The sequence below is a fragment of the Lacticaseibacillus songhuajiangensis genome (assembly GCF_003946025.1).
In the GTDB taxonomy this organism is placed as follows: domain Bacteria; phylum Bacillota; class Bacilli; order Lactobacillales; family Lactobacillaceae; genus Lacticaseibacillus; species Lacticaseibacillus songhuajiangensis.
Genome location: NZ_RHNR01000014.1, coordinates 29,817 through 47,357 on the forward strand (window position 1 = coordinate 29,817; position 17,541 = coordinate 47,357).

At 54.1% G+C, this 17,541-nt stretch carries 13 protein-coding genes; 5 read left to right on the plus strand and 8 right to left on the minus strand.

Annotated elements, in window-relative coordinates; genetic code table 11:
- Window positions 1-195: 195 nt before the first annotated feature.
- From EKM97_RS05145 to EKM97_RS05180, 8 genes are all read right to left on the minus strand, one after another.
- Window positions 196-1,962, minus strand: a complete 1,767-nt coding sequence (locus EKM97_RS05145) for an ABC transporter ATP-binding protein (protein ID WP_125571216.1) — start codon at window positions 1,960-1,962, stop codon at window positions 196-198.
- A gap of 1 nt (window position 1,963) precedes the next feature.
- Entirely contained in the window at window positions 1,964-3,682 is a 1,719-nt protein-coding gene (locus EKM97_RS05150) for an ABC transporter ATP-binding protein (protein ID WP_125571217.1), read from the minus strand.
- Between the two features lie 176 nt (window positions 3,683-3,858).
- Window positions 3,859-5,841 (minus strand): glucose PTS transporter subunit IIA, encoded by a 1,983-nt coding sequence (locus EKM97_RS05155; RefSeq protein WP_125571218.1) that lies wholly within the window; start codon window positions 5,839-5,841, stop codon window positions 3,859-3,861.
- Window positions 5,842-6,007: 166 nt separating this feature from the next.
- Window positions 6,008-7,663, minus strand: coding sequence for an alpha,alpha-phosphotrehalase (gene treC, locus EKM97_RS05160; RefSeq protein ID WP_125571219.1), 1,656 nt, complete (start codon window positions 7,661-7,663; stop codon window positions 6,008-6,010).
- Between the two features lie 17 nt (window positions 7,664-7,680).
- Window positions 7,681-8,391: a trehalose operon repressor gene (treR, locus tag EKM97_RS05165; RefSeq protein ID WP_125571220.1), complete on the minus strand. Its 711-nt coding sequence runs from the start codon at window positions 8,389-8,391 to the stop codon at window positions 7,681-7,683.
- A 355-nt stretch (window positions 8,392-8,746) separates the two neighbouring features.
- Window positions 8,747-9,394, minus strand: a complete 648-nt coding sequence (gene pcp, locus EKM97_RS05170) for a pyroglutamyl-peptidase I (protein WP_125571221.1) — start codon at window positions 9,392-9,394, stop codon at window positions 8,747-8,749.
- Between the two features lie 30 nt (window positions 9,395-9,424).
- Complete coding sequence (locus EKM97_RS05175; protein ID WP_125571222.1) at window positions 9,425-10,339, minus strand: DUF979 domain-containing protein; 915 nt, start codon at window positions 10,337-10,339, stop codon at window positions 9,425-9,427.
- Window positions 10,332-11,009, minus strand: a complete 678-nt coding sequence (locus EKM97_RS05180) for a DUF969 domain-containing protein (protein ID WP_125571223.1) — start codon at window positions 11,007-11,009, stop codon at window positions 10,332-10,334. Before EKM97_RS05180 ends, EKM97_RS05175 begins: the two co-directional genes overlap by 8 nt.
- Window positions 11,010-11,374: 365 nt before the next feature.
- On the opposite strand from EKM97_RS05180, the gene EKM97_RS05185 reads away from it, so the two are divergent.
- The 5 genes from EKM97_RS05185 to cls all read left to right on the plus strand — a co-directional run bounded on the left by EKM97_RS05185 (window position 11,375) and on the right by cls (window position 17,421).
- The gene (locus EKM97_RS05185; RefSeq protein WP_125571224.1) at window positions 11,375-12,781 is read left to right on the plus strand and encodes an amino acid permease; all 1,407 of its coding nucleotides are present in this window, start codon (window positions 11,375-11,377) and stop codon (window positions 12,779-12,781) included.
- Between the two features lie 229 nt (window positions 12,782-13,010).
- Complete coding sequence (locus EKM97_RS05190) at window positions 13,011-13,907, plus strand: ABC transporter ATP-binding protein (protein ID WP_125571225.1); 897 nt, start codon at window positions 13,011-13,013, stop codon at window positions 13,905-13,907.
- Window positions 13,900-15,147 (plus strand): ABC transporter permease, encoded by a 1,248-nt coding sequence (locus EKM97_RS05195; RefSeq protein ID WP_125571226.1) that lies wholly within the window; start codon window positions 13,900-13,902, stop codon window positions 15,145-15,147. The genes EKM97_RS05190 and EKM97_RS05195 overlap by 8 nt, the downstream gene beginning before the upstream one ends.
- A gap of 196 nt (window positions 15,148-15,343) precedes the next feature.
- Complete coding sequence (locus tag EKM97_RS05200; protein WP_125571227.1) at window positions 15,344-15,940, plus strand: TetR/AcrR family transcriptional regulator; 597 nt, start codon at window positions 15,344-15,346, stop codon at window positions 15,938-15,940.
- 8 nt (window positions 15,941-15,948) lie between these two features.
- Window positions 15,949-17,421, plus strand: a complete 1,473-nt coding sequence (cls, locus tag EKM97_RS05205; protein ID WP_125571228.1) for a cardiolipin synthase — start codon at window positions 15,949-15,951, stop codon at window positions 17,419-17,421.
- Window positions 17,422-17,541 lie beyond the last annotated feature (120 nt).

The following is a 17,541-nucleotide window of genomic DNA, read 5'->3' on the forward strand; positions in this document are numbered from 1 at the left end:
CGGCGTTCTGCCGGGCGATTTGTTGATAAGAGTATTTTAACACCCTTAGCCAAAAGTACAGAACTTTTACGGCTTTTCGGCAAAACATTACACCGCTTTCACTGACTAACGGAATTAAGAACGCGTCAAAATAGCCCAGACACCGCGGTTGCGGTGACCAGGCTATTTTTCAATAACATTCATTCTTATAAACCGCTAATGTTTAGCGTCAAAAACCATCTGGTTGCGGTAAAGACCGGCGTAAAAGCCTTTCTCCGCCAGCAGCTGCGCGTGGGTGCCTTCTTCGATGATGCGACCGTCGCGGAGCACGTCAATTTTGTCAGCCCCCAACACCGTTTTGAGTCGGTGCGCGATGACAAAACTCGTGCGCCCGGCAATCACGTTGTCCATTGCTGCTTGAATCTTGGCTTCCGTCACCGTGTCAACGTTGCTCGTGGCCTCATCCATAATCAGTACCTGCGGATTCGTCAGAATCGTGCGGGCAATGCTGAGCAGTTGCTTCTGCCCGGCCGACAACTGTGCCTGCTCATCGCTAATTGGCGTGTCGTAACCCTGCGGCAGACTCATGATGAAGTCGTCAATGTTGGCCTGCTTGGCCGCCGCGCGCACTGCATCCAGCGGCGCATCCGGCTCACCAAAAGCAATATTCTCGCGAATCGTGCCCGTAAACAACTGCGGGTCTTGGAGCACAATGCCAACTAGGTGTCGCAGTGAGTCTAGGTCAATCTCGCGCACATCAGTCCCATCAATGGTAATGCGGCCGCTGTCCACATCGTAGAAGCGGTTGAGCAGGTTCATGATGGTGGTCTTACCAGACCCAGTCGGTCCCACCAGCGCCACCATCTCGCCGCGCGCGGCGCTCATGCTGACGCCGTGCAGAATCTCAGTTCCAGGGTTATAGCTGAAGTGCACGTCTTCAATGCGGACGGCATCGTCAACCGCACTCACCTGCTTGCCGTTAACCGGCCGCAGCTCGTTCGGTTCATCGTGCACCTCACTGACCCGCCGCGCACCAGTAATGGCCAGCTGCAACTGGTTGTACAGGCTGGTAACTGCGACCAGCGGCTGAAAGTAGTTCTGCGCGAACTGGACGTAAACCACGACCAGCGCCAACGCGGCCCCAGTCGCCATGTTGCCCCGTAGCACGAGCCAACTACCGAAGAAGATGACCACGGCCGTCGTCAGCAGCATCATGCCGTTCATCAGCGGCTGCAAAATGCCGGCGAGAATCTGACCACGCAGGCTGGCTGCGCGCACCTTCTCGTTTTGCTGCTCAAAACCCGCAATCGAATCCGCCTGCAGTCCGTTCGTGATGATAATCTTCTGTCCGGTAATCTGCTCGTTGATGTAGCCGTTGAGCTTGCCGACCTCTTCTTGCTGGTGGTCAACCGCCTTGCTAGCACTGCGGATGTTGACCACGGCAATGATCAGCGCCAGTGGTGTCGTCGCCAGCGTCACGAATGCGAGTGGCACGTTCATCCGCAGCATCACCACCAGCACCCCAATCAGTTGGGCAATACTGTAGATGACCTGCACGAAGGCTTCGTTCATCGCGTTGAAGATGTTATCCAGGTCACTGGTGTAACGGGCCAGGATGTCCCCGTCGCTGTGGCTATCAAAATATTGGACGCGCATGTCCTGCATTTTGTTAAACATGCCCGTGCGCATCTCGCCGGTGGCTTTCCCGCCGACCCAAGACATGAAGAAAGAGGTCGCCGAGTCGCCAATGGCCGACAGAACGTACAGGAGCACCATGATGCTGAGGTCGCCGTAGAACTTGTCCAGCGTCGCACCAGTTTTCACCACAGCGGTTAAATCCTGCACGGTGTTCGCCAGGTAAGTTGGCGCCAGTTCGTAGGTGACAGTAAACAGGATCACGAACACCAGCATTCCCAGGCCTTGCCAAGGGTAGACGTGCAGGTACTGCCAGTAGAAGCGACCTGCTTGCTTAAAATTCTTCATCTTAGATGTTCGCCTCCTTTGCCTTTTGCGTCAGGTAGATTTCCCGATAAACTGGGCTGCTCTTGAGTAGCTCATCATGAGTGCCGTAGCCCACCATTTTGCCGTGATCGAGGACCAAAATGTGGTCCGCGTTAATAATCGACGCAATCTTCTCGGCCACCACAACCGTCGTGGTCGACTTCAGGTCGCGGTTGAATGCCTCCTGCACCAGGCGCTCACTGCGCGCATCCAGCGCACTGGTCGAGTCATCCATGATCAGCACGGGTGGCTGCGAGATCACCCCGCGGGTGATGGCGAGCCGCTGCTTTTGCCCACCAGAAAAGTTAGCGGACCGCTCTGCAACTTCCGCATCAAAACCGCTACTCAAGCGGTTAATAAACTCACTGGCCTGGGCAACGCCAGCCGCCCACTGCATCTCGCTAACCGTCGCGTCAGGCTTTCCTTGCCGCAAATTGCCGGCAATCGTGCCGGAGAACAAGGTTGCCCGCTGCATGACCATCGCCACGGTCTCGCGCAAAGTACCTGCGCTGAGCGTCCGCACGTCCTGATTGCCCAACTTCACACTGCCAGTCGTGGCGTCGAACAAGCGCGGAATCAGCTGGGCCAGCGTCGTTTTGCCGGAGCCGGTTGCCCCCACAATACCGAGCATCTGCCCAGGCGCGACCTTGAAACTCAGGTGTTCCAGGGTGGGCTGCTCGTCATTAGGATAAGTGAAGCTGACGTCGTCGAATTCAATGCTCCCCGGCAGCCGCTGCGCCGGCCCGTCCGGATACTGCATGGACGACTTGTGCGCGAGTACCTCACCGATACGGTGCAGGGAAACGAAGGCACGGGTCGCCCCAGTCGAGATGAAGCTGGCGTTGATGATGGACATCAAGACTTGCATCAGATAGCCTACGAAACTCGCAATCGCGGCCAGATAAGCCGGATGTGCCCCAATGTTGCGCCCAATCACCAGCACGCCCAAGCCAATGGCAAAGTAAGAAATCAGGAAGAAACCAGGCATCATGTAGGAGAAGGTGTAGCCAATCTTCACGGTGACATCCGCCATTTTGTCAGAGGACGCCGCGAACTTGCGCTCTTCACTCGGCTTTTGCACAAAGGACTTGACCACGCGCACACCCATTAAGTTTTCCCGGGCAATATTATTCACGTCGTCGATGTACCCTTGCACTTCACCGAAGTAGTGCGTCATCCGCCGCATGCCGATGATTGCCAAAATGACGGTGAACACAATCATGAGTAGTAAAGTCCACCACAGTTGCGGAATCGTCAGTAAAGCCAGCGTCAGTGCCCCGATAAACATAATCGGCACCCGCGCCACCATCTGCAAGATGGCCATGACCAGCCCCTGCACCTGGTTAATGTCGTTGGTCATGCGCACCACCAACTTGCTGGCGGCGAACTGCTCAATGTCGGCGAAAGCGAACGACTGCACCTGCTTGTACATATCCGCCCGTAATTCTGTCGCAATGCCAATCGCAGCACGCGCTGAAAAGACCGTGTTGAGCACCCCAGCAATAATCCCGAGCACAGCAAAACCAACGAGCTGAATCCCCAAGTTCAGCACGCGATTTTGCTGGTTAGCGATAATGGCCGCCATCATGTGTTGCAAAAGGCGCGGCTGCCACAGGGCGGCCGCTGCCATCACAACCGTCGCCAGCAGCGCAATCAGTTCGTTGTGCCACTGTTTCCGGACGTATGGTCCCAAGATTTTCATAGTAAATCCTCCGTAATATGTAATCTTTTTTAATGTAACACAAATCTATAGAGAGGTCGCAACTAATCATCTCTTTGCGCGATTTTTCGGCATTGCTGAGCTTTTTGCACTGAAAAATCAAAAAAACGCCGCCATTCTAGTCGGAATGACGACGTTCTTAAATAATACAGTCGATATTACTTGTCACCCAGGTGACGCTTCTTAGGCGCAACCTTGGCTTTGACACTGTCACTGTCCTTGTAACCGAATAGGTAGGTCAAGGTGAATGCAGCGACCAACGTGACAACGGACACAATCCAGAAGTTCATCAGGTTCTCTGGGTGTGCGGCACTTGCAAAGGATGGGAAGCCGATCAGGCTACCGGTGAAACCAAACATGTTGACACCGAGAATCCCGTTGACCAAGCCACCGATAGCGGCCCCAATACTGGAGGTGATGAACACGCGCCCGTACTTCAGGTTAACCCCGTACATAGCGGGTTCGGTGATCCCCACGAAGGCGGAGATAGCAGCAGAGAGGGACAGCCCCTTGAGGTTCTTATTGTTGCGGGTCTTAATCCAAACGGCAAGAGCACCAGCACCCTGAGCAATCATGGTGACGGAGACAATCCCGTTGAGGACGCTGCTCCCACCAGGAACGGAAAGCTGGGCGGAGATGATTGGAATAACGGCCCAGTGCAGACCGAAGATGACCAGAACTTGGTAGAACCCACCGATAATCATGCCAGACAGTGCGGCGTTCAAGCTGAGGAGCCACTGCAGTGCCCCGGAAATCCCGGTGGAAATCAGGGTGATGACAGGGCCAACAATCACGAGCACGGTCATCCCCACGAGGAAGATTTCAACCAGCGGACTGAAGATCATCCGCAGCATCACTGGCATCCACTTCTTAATCCACGGTTCAACCTTAGATGCCATCCAGGCGGCAAAAATCATCGGGAAGATGGAGTAGGTGTACTGCGGAATGTGAACCGGAATGCCGAAGAAGTTGGAGTTAATGGCCATGCCGAGGAATGAGCCGGTCGACTTACCGGACGCGACCACTGCAACGAGCGATGGGTAGATCAGGAAGGCCCCAATAATGGCAACAATCACTGGATTCGAGCCTAGTTTCTGTGCAGCTGTGAATCCGACCAGAACGGGCAGGAAGTAGAAGGTCGCATCCCCCATCGCGTTAATCAGCATGTAGGTCTGGGAAGTGGTGGAAACACCGCCCCAAGTGGTCAAGATGGTCATAATCCCCTTGAGCATCCCACTAGCGGCCAGCAGACCGATAACGGGCATCATGGAACCGGTAATGACCCCAATCAGGCTGGAAGCAGCGCGCTTAGTTTTGCCCCAGATACTTGGGTCTTGCGCAGCTGCAGCGGTTTCCGCCGTAATTTTGGCGGTTTCTTCAGGATTTGCGAAGCCAGGGCCGAGTTGCTTGATGGCTTCGTCGTACACGTCACCGACGGTCTGGCCAATCACTACTTGGTACTGGCCACCAGCGCGGGCAACGTCGATAACGCCAGGAATCTCGCGCACCGCGTCGTCATCCGGAATATCTTCGTCCTTGAGGTAAAAGCGCAGTCGAGTGATGCAGTGAATCAGGCTCTTGGTGTTTTCGGCGCCGCCGACCTCTTCCAGCACCAAACGTGCAGTCTTAGCGTACTGGTTGGCGTCATGCACGGGCGCTTCGGCGAGTGCCTTGGCGTCCTTCATGGTCACCGTTGCGGCCAGTTCGCCGCGGCGCACCTCACCGGGTTCCATGTAGAAGTCAGCCAAGACGTCGTTGGTGTTGGTGATGGCCACAATGATGGTCGTCTTCTTACCAGCAGCTCTAATGGCTTCCAAATCCATTGACCCGAGCACGTCGCCAGCGTGCACCTGCGCATCCATCTGGGTGTCAATTTCAAAAGGTTTGCCGCCCATTTCGACGGTATCAATCCCCATGTGAATCAGCAGTTCCGCACCGTCGGTGGTGCGAATCCCAATGGCGTGTTTGGTGTCCGCGAGCAAAATAATGCGGCCATCAGCGGGTGCGGCAATCGTCCCGTCCGTTGGGTCAATCCCAAAGCCTTCACCCATCGTTTTCTGGGAAAAGACGGGATCTGGGACATCTGTAATCGGCATGAGCAATCCGGTTGCCGGAGCGAGCAATTCTTCTTTCTTCGTCATAATCTGTTCCTCCTAATTCAGTGTGCGCAGCGGGGCGTTTAGACTTTGAGCATTTGCATAGCTACGGAATTGGCGCGCTTTTTGCGCCAGTTTCGTAGCTGGGCAAAGCGCAGAAGTCTGCCCCGCAGAGCCTGTCTATCAAGTGCGCAGCGGGGTAATGTCCGTCCTAGTCGTTCAAATCATTGCGGTAAATGGCGACGGTGCTAAAAGCTGGCAAGGTGATTTCCGGCTGGAGCTGGAAACCAGGGACGTTGTCGATAATGACCTTGCCGCCGCACCAATCGTCTGGAATCGTGAACTTAATTTCGTGGTCCGCGAAGTTGTTCAAGACCAGGAGGCCTTCCTGATTTAAGCGCCGCTTATAAGCATATAACCAGTCAACGTCAGTACCGAAAGCCCGGTAATCGCCGCGCGCAATCACGGCGTAGCGTTTGCGCAGGGTGATCAGGCGCTGGTAGAAGTTGAAAATGCGGCCGTGCTCAAGTTCATCATGGACATTCACAAGGTCTTGGTTCGTCGGCTTCAGCCATGGCGTGCCGGTCGTGAAGCCAGCATTCTGGCTACTATCCCACTGCATTGGGGTCCGGGAATTATCACGCGACTTGGCGTGGACGATGGCAAAAGCCTCATCCGCAGTCTTACCGGCCGCAAGCAGTTCGGCGTATGCATTGTGACTCTCGATATCCACGTAATCCTGCATGCTCGTGTAATCGGGATCGGACATCCCAATCTCTTCACCCATGTAAATGTAAGGAGTGCCTCGCGAGAGGTGAATGCTGGCGGCGAGCACTTGTGCAGACCGCACGCGGTAATGGTCAATATTTCCAAAACGGTTCAATGCCCGCGGCTGGTCGTGGTTGTTCCAGAACAGGGCTTGCCAACCGTCGCCAGCCGAGATGCCCTCGCCCCAGTCGTGCAGCAACTGGCGTAGGTAGTCAAAATCGTAGCGGGCGCGGGTCCACTTGTTGCCGTCCTCGTAGTCCGTCTTCAGGTGGTGGAACTGGAAGACCATGCTCAGTTCCTTATTGGCCGGATTCGTGTAGCCAATCGCATTTGGCAAGCTGGTGGAACTCATTTCGCCGACGGTGATGCTATCGTCTTCCTGACCAAAAGACGCGGCCGCCAGTTCCTTGATGTACTGATGAACAACCGGCGTGTCGGTGTAGAGCGTTTTGCTTTCGACACCCGCCGGTGCATCGACCAGCTGCTCGTCCTTGCCGATAACATTCAAGACGTCGAAGCGGAAACCGCGCACGCCCTTGTCCCGCCAGAAGTTGACGATGTCTGCCGCCTCGCGCCGGACATCTGGGTTGTGCCAATCCAAATCGGCCTGCGTTTTGTCATACAGGTGCAAGTAGTACTTCCCCGTATCGCCAAAAGGCGCCCAGGCAACGCCACCGAACTTGGATTCCCAATTCGTCGGTAAATCGCCATTCGGTTTGGGGTCGCGCAAGTAGTAGTATGCCTGGTACTTCTTGTCACCAGCGAGCGCCCGCTGGAACCACGGATGCGCGGTGCTGGTATGGTTGAGCACCATGTCGAGCATCACCCCGATGTTGGCCGCCCGCAACTTGCGAACCAATTCCTCGAAATCCGCCATCGTCCCAAAGCGGGGGTCGATGCGGCGGTAGTCGGCAATGTCGTAGCCATTATCGTTCTGCGGTGATACGAAGAAAGGGTTGAACCAAATCATGTCGATGTGCAAAGCCTGGAGATAATCCAGCTTAGCGATGATCCCGCGCAAATCACCGATCCCATCGCCGTTGCTGTCGTAAAATGATTTCGGGTAGAGCTGATAAATGACTTTGTCTGCAAAATCCATGGTGGCACTCCTTTCGGCTACGAACGCCGGGCAAATTCTTGAAAGCGAAAACGGTCGGGACGGTGCCGCGACTCGGTGTACTGGAAGGCAGTTGTGTCTTCGAGGCTCGTCACACTTTTGACGACGACCACCACGCTGCCAGGCTGCAGATGCAACAATTCTTGGTCTTGCTCAGTGGCGGGTTCGACGGTGATTTCCTTCTTGGCGTATGCGATAGACAAGTGCAGTTTGCCTTCAAAATACGCATAGAGTGAATCCTCGGCGACTTCCTGACTGATGTCCGGCACGACTTCGGTATCGATGTAGTCAATATCGATGATGACCGGCTCACCATTCATATCGCGCAGGCGGACGAGCTTGGTCACCCGCTTCGGTTTGGCGTGCGGATCAACCGTTTTGAAGCACTCAACTGGCAGCTCCAACTGGTCTTTACTAATCAGTGTCGTCTTGGAACTGAAGTTCAGTCGCTGCACCAGTTCCTTGTAGCTGATGACGCCGGAAACTGGAAACACGTACTGCTGGCGATTAATCACCACGGAACCTTTACCCTTTTGCGACTGGATATAACCCTGGTCGCGCAAGCGCTGCAAGGCTTTGCGGATGGTATCCCGCGACGCCCCGTAAAGTTCGCAAAGACGGTTTTCACTCGGCAGTAAGCTGTCGGTCTTGTGAATACCCTCGTCAATTTTTTGCTTAATATCCTGGTAAACCAAATTAAGTTTTGTCATCTTATCGTCCTTGTAATCGCTTTCTACGTTTTTAGTGTATGCCTGTACGTACATGTTCGTCAAGCGAACGAATATTGAGGCAGTCACGGTTGTTGGCACGTGTACGAACAAGTTGTTACCGCTATCATGCCGTTCTGTATGATTTTTCGCAAGCGTTTTTTTATTGTTCAGTGATGTCGTATTTGTTGAAAACGCCGCCACGACGGTGCGTAAGTAACGAGTTTTATAAATAAAAAAATATTTTCAGTTGTCTGCTCGTTAACAGACAGGTTCGCCGCAGCACACAAAAACACCCAGACAGGCTGCAGCAGTGCAACTAGCTGGGTGTTTTGGTGTTAATTATGCGAATTACACTTTAGGCAATGGTGCCTTCAACGGTGTCAAGATCAGCTTTTCCGTCGAATTCAACAATCGCTTCAAGCGCGGCGGTAATCCCGCGCACATCGTCGGCCAAGGACAGCGATGGGGTGTTGGGCCGGTTCGTTACCTGATCAGGCAAGAATGGAATGTGCATGAATCCCGCCTTAATCTGTGGGAATTCCTTGTCGCGCATGTACTGTGTTTGGTACATGATGTGGTTGCAGACGTATGTCCCCGCCGTGTTGGACACGGTAGATGGCAGGCCGGCTTCACGGATGGCGTGCGCCATCGCCTTGATTGGCAGTTGCGTGAAGTAGGCGTTTGCGCCGTCTTCGTGAATGGTGTGGTTCAGCGGCTGATAGCCGGCGTTGTCAGCAATGCGACCGTCATCCAAGTTGATGGCCACCCGTTCTGGGGTCAGACCAAAACGACCGCCGGCCTGACCAATGTTGAGCACGTAGTCAGGCTTTTCGCGTGCAATTGCATCGTGAACCACTTCGGCACACTTGTTGAAGATGGTTGGAATTTCCACCTTCACAATCGTGGCGCCCTTAATGGTGTCAGGCAGGCGCTTGACCGCCTCAATTGCTGGGTTAATTTTGTCAGGACCGAATGGGTCGAAACCAGTCACAAGAATTTTCATAATTGTCTCCCCTTCCGCGCACACGTGCGCTTAGAATGCCAAGAAGTACATCAAACCAATCTGCACGACGAGCAAAATGATGGCGAGCGGTGCCTGTTGCTTGATAACACCCATCTCATCCTTCATTTCCATCAGTGCCACTGGCAGTGAGTTGAAGTTCGCTGCCATTGGCGTGAGTAGCGTGCCACAGTAGCCAGAGGTCATCCCGATTGCCGCAACGACAGCCACACTGCCGCCCTGGGCAATGACGAATGGCACCCCGATAGCAGCCGTAATCACAGCGAAAGCCGCGAAGGCGTTCCCCATGATGGCGGTGAACACAGCCATCGCTACACAGTACAGGATAACACCACCGAGGTGGCTACCGGCAGGGAATACGCCCGCAATGAGCTTCGCGGTCAAATCCCCAACCCCCGCAGCGGTAAAGACAGCACCCAGAGTTGCCAGCAGTTGTGGCAGCACACCGGCGGCCCCGACAGAGCGAACCATGCGCTGGGTGTCTTTGTAAACCGTCTTCGTGCCGGCGTGGGTCAAGATGATGGCGGCAATTAATGAAACAACCGCCCCAATCCCGATACCGACCTGGCCACCCATGTCTGTGAACTGGGCGATGCCGACGGAAACGACGGCGAGAACGACACTTGGCATGAAGACCCAAGCGCCCAAGTGCGTCGCGGCGGCAGTGGCGTGCTTAATGTCTACAGCCTCCACGTGGCCAACCTTAATCTGCTTGAACAGCGCCAGAATCCCGATGATGACAATCATCACCCCAACAATGGCGCTGGGAATGTAACTCCCGAAGGCAAAGGTAATCGCCAGCAAAGTCCAGAAGGTCCCAGTCCCCAGGCGGGCGGGGTTCTGCTTATCTTGGAAAGAGCCGATGGCGGCCAAGGCCATCATGAAGCCGATGAGGACATACATGACGGTCAAAATGGTGTTAATCATTCTTCTTGTCCCCCTTCAGCTTAAAGTTGCGGTCAAACAGGATGTTGTAAATCATGCCGACAACCAGCGACACAATCGCAATTGGAATCGAGGCCGTCACAATTTGCATCGTATCCACCTTGTGGCCCAAGGATTGCATCGTGCTGGCAATCAGCAGCACGCTCCCAGACGCCACAAACAGGTTCTGGGCGAAAAAGTTACCAAGATTATCCACCGCGGCAGAGCGTGCCTTGGTGAGCTCAATTTGTTTGTCTGTCAGCTTCTGGTTCGCACCAGCTGCAGCTTGCACCATGGGTTGAATCAATGGCCGAACAAACTGCACCTGCCCAGACAGGCTGATACCGAAGACGTTCGCCACTTCCCGAATGAGTAAGTACAGGTTCAGGATGCGACTCGGCGTCAGCTTCTTCAGCCGCTGAATCGCGTTGACCGCCACCTGCTTCAGGCCGTTGGTCTCCACTAGTCCAATCATGGGCAGGGTCAGGAAGAACAGCGACACCATGCGGTTGTCGACGAAGCTTTTGCCCAGCGTACTGAGCAAATCGGGAATGGACATGCCAGACAAGAAGCCGGTCGCCAGTGCGGCGACAACAACCACGGCGGTCGTATCCCATTTGAATGTAAAACCGATCACAATAATGGCAATGCCGAGTAATTTAAGGTATTCCATCGGTTAATATTCCTCTTTCTGGCGTCGCAGTTTTACGGAGTGAAGCGGTTCCGTCCGCATTAATCAACGCTTAATATTATTAAACGCCTGTAAGCGGCCGAGGTCAAAATTGTTCAGTAAAACACGAACATCAGGCGAATGCCCGTAAAAGGTGCGTAAATGCATCAGCAACTGCGTTTTCGCACTTAGGTGAATAAAATTCACCTAAGCCTTAAAATGTTTCGCAGGTGCTCACTATGCCGGCAGAATAGGCTTTTGCGCCGCTCTGCTTGCAGCGTATGGCCCGCGCCCCTTGCGCGGCCGCGCGTTTTAACGGTTAAATGTATAGGAAGCATCAAACGATTAATAGATTAAGGAGTACATGCATGGCCGATCAGAAAGAATTCAAAGAAAACGAGGATGGCACCCGCCGTGAGCTGAGCAATCGCCACGTGCAGATGATTGCCATCGGGGGCACGATTGGGACGGGGCTTTTCCTCGGCGCCAGTTCCTCCATTCAAAAGACCGGGCCATCAATTGTCTTGGTTTACATGATTCTCGGCTTCATCTTTTTCCTCATGATGCGCGGCATCGGGGAAATGATGTACGCCGATCCAAGTCAGCACACCTTCATTTCCTTCATTTCAAAGTACTTGGGTAAACGCACTGGGTATTTTGCCCTCTGGACTTACTGGTTGGGCGTGCTCTTCGTCGCCATGGCGGAACTTACCGCGGTATCCAAGTATGTACAGTTCTGGTTCCCGCAATGGCATACTTGGACCATTCAGCTTGTCGTCCTCGCCATCCTGATGAGCATCAACCTCATTGCCGTGCGCCTCTTCGGCGAAGCGGAATTCTGGTTCGCGATGATTAAAATCACCGCCATCGTGGTCATGATTGTCGTGGGTCTCGGCATGGTGTTCATGAACTTCAAGACACCGGTTGGTCACGCCAGTTTTGCCAACATCACCAGTGGCTTCAGCATGTTTCCTAAGGGCTTCGGCAGCTTTGTCGCCGCTTTCCCGATGGTGTTCTTCTCCTTCCAGGGAATGGAATTCATTGGGATTACGACGGCCGAAACCGCCAACCCGCGCAAGGTGCTGCCGAAGGTCATCAACGAAATTCTCCTGCGGGTACTGATCTTCTACGTTGGCGCCATCATCGTCATCATGGCCATCTACCCGTGGAACAGTTTGGACCCACACACCAGCCCCTTCGTGCAGGTCTTTCAGTTGGCCGGACTCAAGGCCGCGGCCGCGGTAATTAACTTCGTCGTGCTCACTGCTGCTGCTTCCGCACTGAACTCCTACCTATACTCAGCCGGACGGCACTTCTACCAGATTGCCCTCGACAGCAAGGCCAAGCCTTTCCGTCCCTTCCGCAAAATTGCGCGCACCGGGATTCCGGCGCGGGCCATCATCATCTCCGCGGCACTCGTACTCATCGGTCCCATCCTGAACTCCCTCCCCCAGATTGCCGATGCGTTCGCGTTCATCACTTCAGTTTCCAGTGACATGTACATCATCGTCTACTTGCTCACCATGATGGCGCACCGTAAGTATCGTCAGTCTGCCGACTTTGATCCGCAAGGTTTTCTGATGCCGGCTTACAAGCTCACCAGTCCGCTGGTCATCGGCTTCTTCTCGGTCGTGTACCTCAGCCTGTTTGTCACCGGTGACGGTCTCTGGCCAGCAGTCGGGGGGATTGCCTGGACCGTCATCTTCATGGGCGTTCAGTTCCTGACGGCCAACATGCGCTCCCGCGGCATTAACTCGATTAAGATTGACGAATAACTGCATAGCTTCACTAAGGACGTCCACTGCGGGCGTCCTTTTTGTATTGCCCATTCTGCTCAATTCAGCACCAGTAATTTTTCAAATATGAAGATACTTATGGGAATTGATTGGCTTAATAATAACGACGGTGTATACTCAATTTAGAAAAAATTCTAAATTGAGTATACACCCCACATTTCCCGGGTAATATGGAAGCGGCGACTGCCACTTTGATGGAGGAGTCAAAATGTTAGAAGTTCAGCAGCTCAGTAAGCGGTTCGGCAGCATGCAGGCCGTGCGCGATGAAAGTTTTACCGTGAAGAATGGCGAAATCATGGGCCTCATTGGCCAGAATGGGGCGGGTAAAACTACCACTTTTCGCATGATTCTCAACTTTTTGAAACCCGATCAGGGGCGCGTATTACTGGACGGTCACGCACTCACGGCGGCCGATTACAACAGCATCGGCTACTTGCCCGAAGAGCGCGGGCTCTACCCCAAGATGAAGGTGGAAGACCAAATCGTGTACTTCGCGCAGTTGCACGGCATGAAGGCGCGCGACGCCATCACCCAGCTTGATACGTGGATGAAGCGTTTTGACGTCAAGGGCAAACGCACGGATCGGGTTAAGGACCTCAGCAAGGGGAACCAGCAAAAGGTGCAGCTCATCGCCACACTTATTCACATGCCCAAGCTCGTGATTCTCGACGAACCCTTCTCCGGTTTGGACCCCGTGAATGCCAGCGTGTTGGAAGAAGGCATCCGCATGATGCGCGCCGAAGGGGCCGCCATCATTTATTCCAGTCACGACATGGGCAACGTGGAGGCCTTATCTGACCACCTGATTATGTTGCGCAGTGGCGAAGTCGTCCTGAACGGCACCGTCGACGAGATTCGCGACAGTTTTGGGCGCACCAAGGTGTACCTTGAGTCCCCACTAAGCACCGCAACACTACAAGCCATGGCCGGTGTTCGCGCCGTGCGTGATGATGGCCGGCGCAAAGTCATCACCCTGGATGATCCGGCAGCAGGTCAGGCAATTTTTACCGCTGCGACCGCCAATGGTTACATTCAGGAGTTCAGCCAGCAGGCGCCAACTCTCGATGAAATTTTCCGAATTAAGGCAGGTGCGCAAAATGACTAAATTCTGGGTTGTTGCAAAACAGGTTTATAAGAAGAATGTCCGCTCGGGTTCCTGGATTTTCCTAGTGCTCTCCCCCATCATCATGGGCGCGCTCATCATCGGTATTTCGGTATTCATGAGCAAAACCATGGACGATGCTAAACTGGGCGTCGTGGCCCCAACACCGGTAATCAGTCAGAGTATTAAGAAGAACAGCGATAGCCTGGCCGTGCAGCGCTACACCACCACGCAAAAAGCGCAGACCGCACTCAAGAAAGAGCGGGTCGATGGTATTTTGATTGTCACGGCCACCAAGTCTGGCCAATTGACCGCCAAGTTGACCACCCGCGTTGGCGGCACACCAATTGATAGTAGCAGTGTGCAGGCACCACTCAGTCAGCTCAACATGCAGCTGGCTGCGCAGCGCCTCAAGCTCACGGGTGCGCAGTTGCAGACCTTACTCCACCCCGTCACCATCAAGACCAACTCAGTGGCCTATCGCGATGGCAAGAAGGTTAACCGCAAGAATACTGCCGACGCCGCCAATCGCGGCATCGCCGTGGGAATCACCATTTTGATGATGATTTTCATGATGGTTTACGGCAGCATGCTTGCCCAAGAAATCGCGACGGAAAAAGGTTCCCGCATTATGGAAATGTTGCTGTCCTCGGTCAGTGCCACCACCCAGTTCTTTGGTAAGCTAGCCGGTGTCATGATGCTACTCGTCACCCAAATTGCCATTTATGGGGTCAGTTTTGTCCTCGCGTGGTCCGTCATTAAGAAGCAAAAAATGATTATGGGCCTGCTTGATCAGTTCGACTTCTCATCCCTTGGTTCCTGGGCCGGCGTCAGCATCGTCGCCTTCTTCATTCTGGGCGTGCTCACCTATGCTGTTCTCGCCGCGCTCATGGGCTCGCTGGTTGCTAACCAGGAACAAGTCCAGCAAGCAGTCATGCCGCTGTCCATGCTCGGACTGCTGGGCTACTTCGGCGCCCTCATCGCTCAAGCGTCCGACAACATCCTGGTGCGTGTCGGCAGCTACATTCCATTTCTCAACGTTTCAATCATGCCAGTGCGCGCCACCATGGGTTACACCAGCCCAATCGAGGTGCCGATTGCGCTGGCCGAATCACTGGTCTTCCTGCTGCTCTTCACCTACTTCGCCGTTCGTGTTTACCGTGCGAATGTACTGGTTTATCGCGAAGGCGGTCTAGGTAAGGCACTACGCGCAACCGTCACGATGATGCGTGCGCAAAAGTAAGCACTATAAAAGCCAAGGCGATGCCAATTCTGAAGTGAATTTGGAACACCTTGGCTTTTTCTGACCATTCTGTCCTGAACCCGCGCTGTTGACTTGCCTCATCAATAACAAATACCTGTCACGTATTGCGGTCAACAACTTGCAGAAACCACCTTGAGGCGCTAAACTTTGCGTACAATAGTTAGGAGAGTCCACGATGTCTACACAAGCAACCGACTACGTTATTGAGCGCGCCTTAATCGAAACGCTGAAGCATAAGCCCTTCGAAAAAATCACAATCGATGATATTTCCCGTGCCGCTGAAGTCGACCGTAGCACCTTTTATCGCTACTTCCACAATAAGTATGAAGCCCTGTCGTCCAGCATGCCAGTGATTATTACCCCGGAAATGTTCCACGCCCTTGACAGCATGCATCCCAGTTCCCGGCTTGAAAGCATCATTACCTGGGTTGCCAATAATCGCCGTTTGATGAAGAACCTGCTCATTGAGAACCAGCAGTTCAGCTCTTTCCAGGAACTGGTGCGCGTGGTCACCCGCATTTTGACCGAATTCAATGACAATATCGACGAGAATAACGCCGTCACGCCGCTCGTCCGCCTCATTTTGGAAGCACCGGACCGCAAACGGCTCATTCGCCTGGCCGCCACCATGATTGTCTCCATTCTCACTGACTACATCAGCAATGATGTGACGACTAAACCGGAGGACGTGATGACCGATGTGCGCTACCTCTTCAACCGCCTCGGGCTGGAGGACGCGACCCCCGCTAACCATCTCGGCGTCAAACAATAGGAGCAGACATGATTGATTTTATCGTTTCTCACGGTTACAACATTCTCCAGCTCGTACTCGTTCTGAACACAATTGGGGCCATCGTCCTGGTTTTCCACACGCCGCGCAACATCGCGGCGACCTGGGCCTGGTTGCTGGTGCTCGTGCTCCTGCCGGTGGTTGGCTTCATCCTCTTCATGTTTACCGGTCGCGGCATGGCGCATGCCAAACTGTTCAAAATGCATGAGGCTGACCGAATTGGGTTAAAAGAAGTCATCACCGCCCAACGTGCAGCGGTGCCTAAGCTCGAACGTACACCAGTCGATGACATCATCAAACAGCGGCAACAGATTGTCGAGTTGTTCCGCCGCATCGACCGGGCTCCGCTCACCCGGCGCAACGAGGTGCGCATCATTACCGATGGCCACGAGAAATTCGCAGAATTGCTGAAAGACATCGCGGCATCCGAACATAGCGTCCACATCGAGTACTACACCATTTACCCCGACCAAATTGGGACGAAGCTGCGTGAGGCCCTCGTCGAACGCGCCAAAGCAGGCGTTGAAGTGCGCGTGGTCTACGATGCCTTCGGTTCCCACGGCACCACGCCCAAGTTCTGGAAGCGACTCACAGATGTCGGCGGTCAAGCCGTGCCTTTTGTTACCTCCACCAACGCGGTTGCCCGCTTCCGCCTGAACTACCATGATCACCGTAAGATTGTGGTGCTCGATGGTAAGGTCGGTTACACCGGCGGCTTCAACGTCGGTGATCAATACCTCGGCGAGGATCCGAAGTTCGGTTACTGGCGCGATACGCACCTGCGCATTGTCGGCCACGGCGTGCAACTGCTCCAGATGCGCTTCATGATGGACTGGAATGCGTCTGTTCCCGACACCAAGCGTCTAGTCTACACGCCGCACTGCTTCCCTGCTCCCGATTTGCCCGTTAGCGGCAGCACCAGCCTGCAGGTAGTCACCAGCGGGCCAGACTCCGCAACTGAGCAAATCAAGCTGGGCTACATCAAGTACATCAACGAAGCCAAGAAACGGGTGTGGCTGCAATCGCCATACCTGGTCCCCGATGACTCGATGATTGCGGCGCTGCGCATGGCAGCGGCAGCAGGTGTCGACGTGCGCATCATGATTCCGTGCATGCCGGATCACCCCTTCATTTACCGGGCAACGCAGTACTACGCCAAGCTGTTGCACGGTTACGGCGTCAAAATTTACGTTTACCAAAACGGCTTCCTGCACGCCAAGACCATGCTGGTTGACGACGACCTGTCCACAGTTGGTAGTGCAAACCAAGACTTCCGTTCCTACGGTTTGAACTTCGAAGTCAACACCTTTATGTATGACGGCGACATCAACAAGCAGCTTGCCGACATCTACCTGAATGATATCGAGCACAGCGAACTTCTGACCGACGACATTATCTCGTCCTGGTCGCACTGGCTACGTTTCAAGCAGATGTTCTCGCGTTTGCTGTCACCAGTGCTATAGAAACACAAAAAGCGGTTCGGACATTCGTCCGGGCCGCTTTTGTTGTCCGTCAGCGTAAGTCATGAAACTTTCATCCGCAAGGATGCAGGAATTGAAAATAGTGGTTAGACCGAAGGTCGG

What these genes read in the sequence shown, in the direction of transcription:
- EKM97_RS05185 (WP_125571224.1), top strand. Translation starts at nt 11,375, where the DNA reads ATGGCCGATCAGAAAGAATTCAAAGAAAACGAGGATGGCACCCGCCGT.
- pcp (WP_125571221.1), bottom strand. Translation starts at nt 9,394, where the DNA reads ATGAAAATTCTTGTGACTGGTTTCGACCCATTCGGTCCTGACAAAATT.
- treR (WP_125571220.1), bottom strand. Translation starts at nt 8,391, where the DNA reads ATGACAAAACTTAATTTGGTTTACCAGGATATTAAGCAAAAAATTGAC.
- EKM97_RS05195 (WP_125571226.1), top strand. Translation starts at nt 13,900, where the DNA reads ATGACTAAATTCTGGGTTGTTGCAAAACAGGTTTATAAGAAGAATGTC.
- cls (WP_125571228.1), top strand. Translation starts at nt 15,949, where the DNA reads ATGATTGATTTTATCGTTTCTCACGGTTACAACATTCTCCAGCTCGTA.
- EKM97_RS05200 (WP_125571227.1), top strand. Translation starts at nt 15,344, where the DNA reads ATGTCTACACAAGCAACCGACTACGTTATTGAGCGCGCCTTAATCGAA.
- treC (WP_125571219.1), bottom strand. Translation starts at nt 7,663, where the DNA reads ATGGATTTTGCAGACAAAGTCATTTATCAGCTCTACCCGAAATCATTT.
- EKM97_RS05155 (WP_125571218.1), bottom strand. Translation starts at nt 5,841, where the DNA reads ATGACGAAGAAAGAAGAATTGCTCGCTCCGGCAACCGGATTGCTCATG.
- EKM97_RS05190 (WP_125571225.1), top strand. Translation starts at nt 13,011, where the DNA reads ATGTTAGAAGTTCAGCAGCTCAGTAAGCGGTTCGGCAGCATGCAGGCC.
- EKM97_RS05180 (WP_125571223.1), bottom strand. Translation starts at nt 11,009, where the DNA reads ATGGAATACCTTAAATTACTCGGCATTGCCATTATTGTGATCGGTTTT.
- EKM97_RS05145 (WP_125571216.1), bottom strand. Translation starts at nt 1,962, where the DNA reads ATGAAGAATTTTAAGCAAGCAGGTCGCTTCTACTGGCAGTACCTGCAC.
- EKM97_RS05175 (WP_125571222.1), bottom strand. Translation starts at nt 10,339, where the DNA reads ATGATTAACACCATTTTGACCGTCATGTATGTCCTCATCGGCTTCATG.
- EKM97_RS05150 (WP_125571217.1), bottom strand. Translation starts at nt 3,682, where the DNA reads ATGAAAATCTTGGGACCATACGTCCGGAAACAGTGGCACAACGAACTG.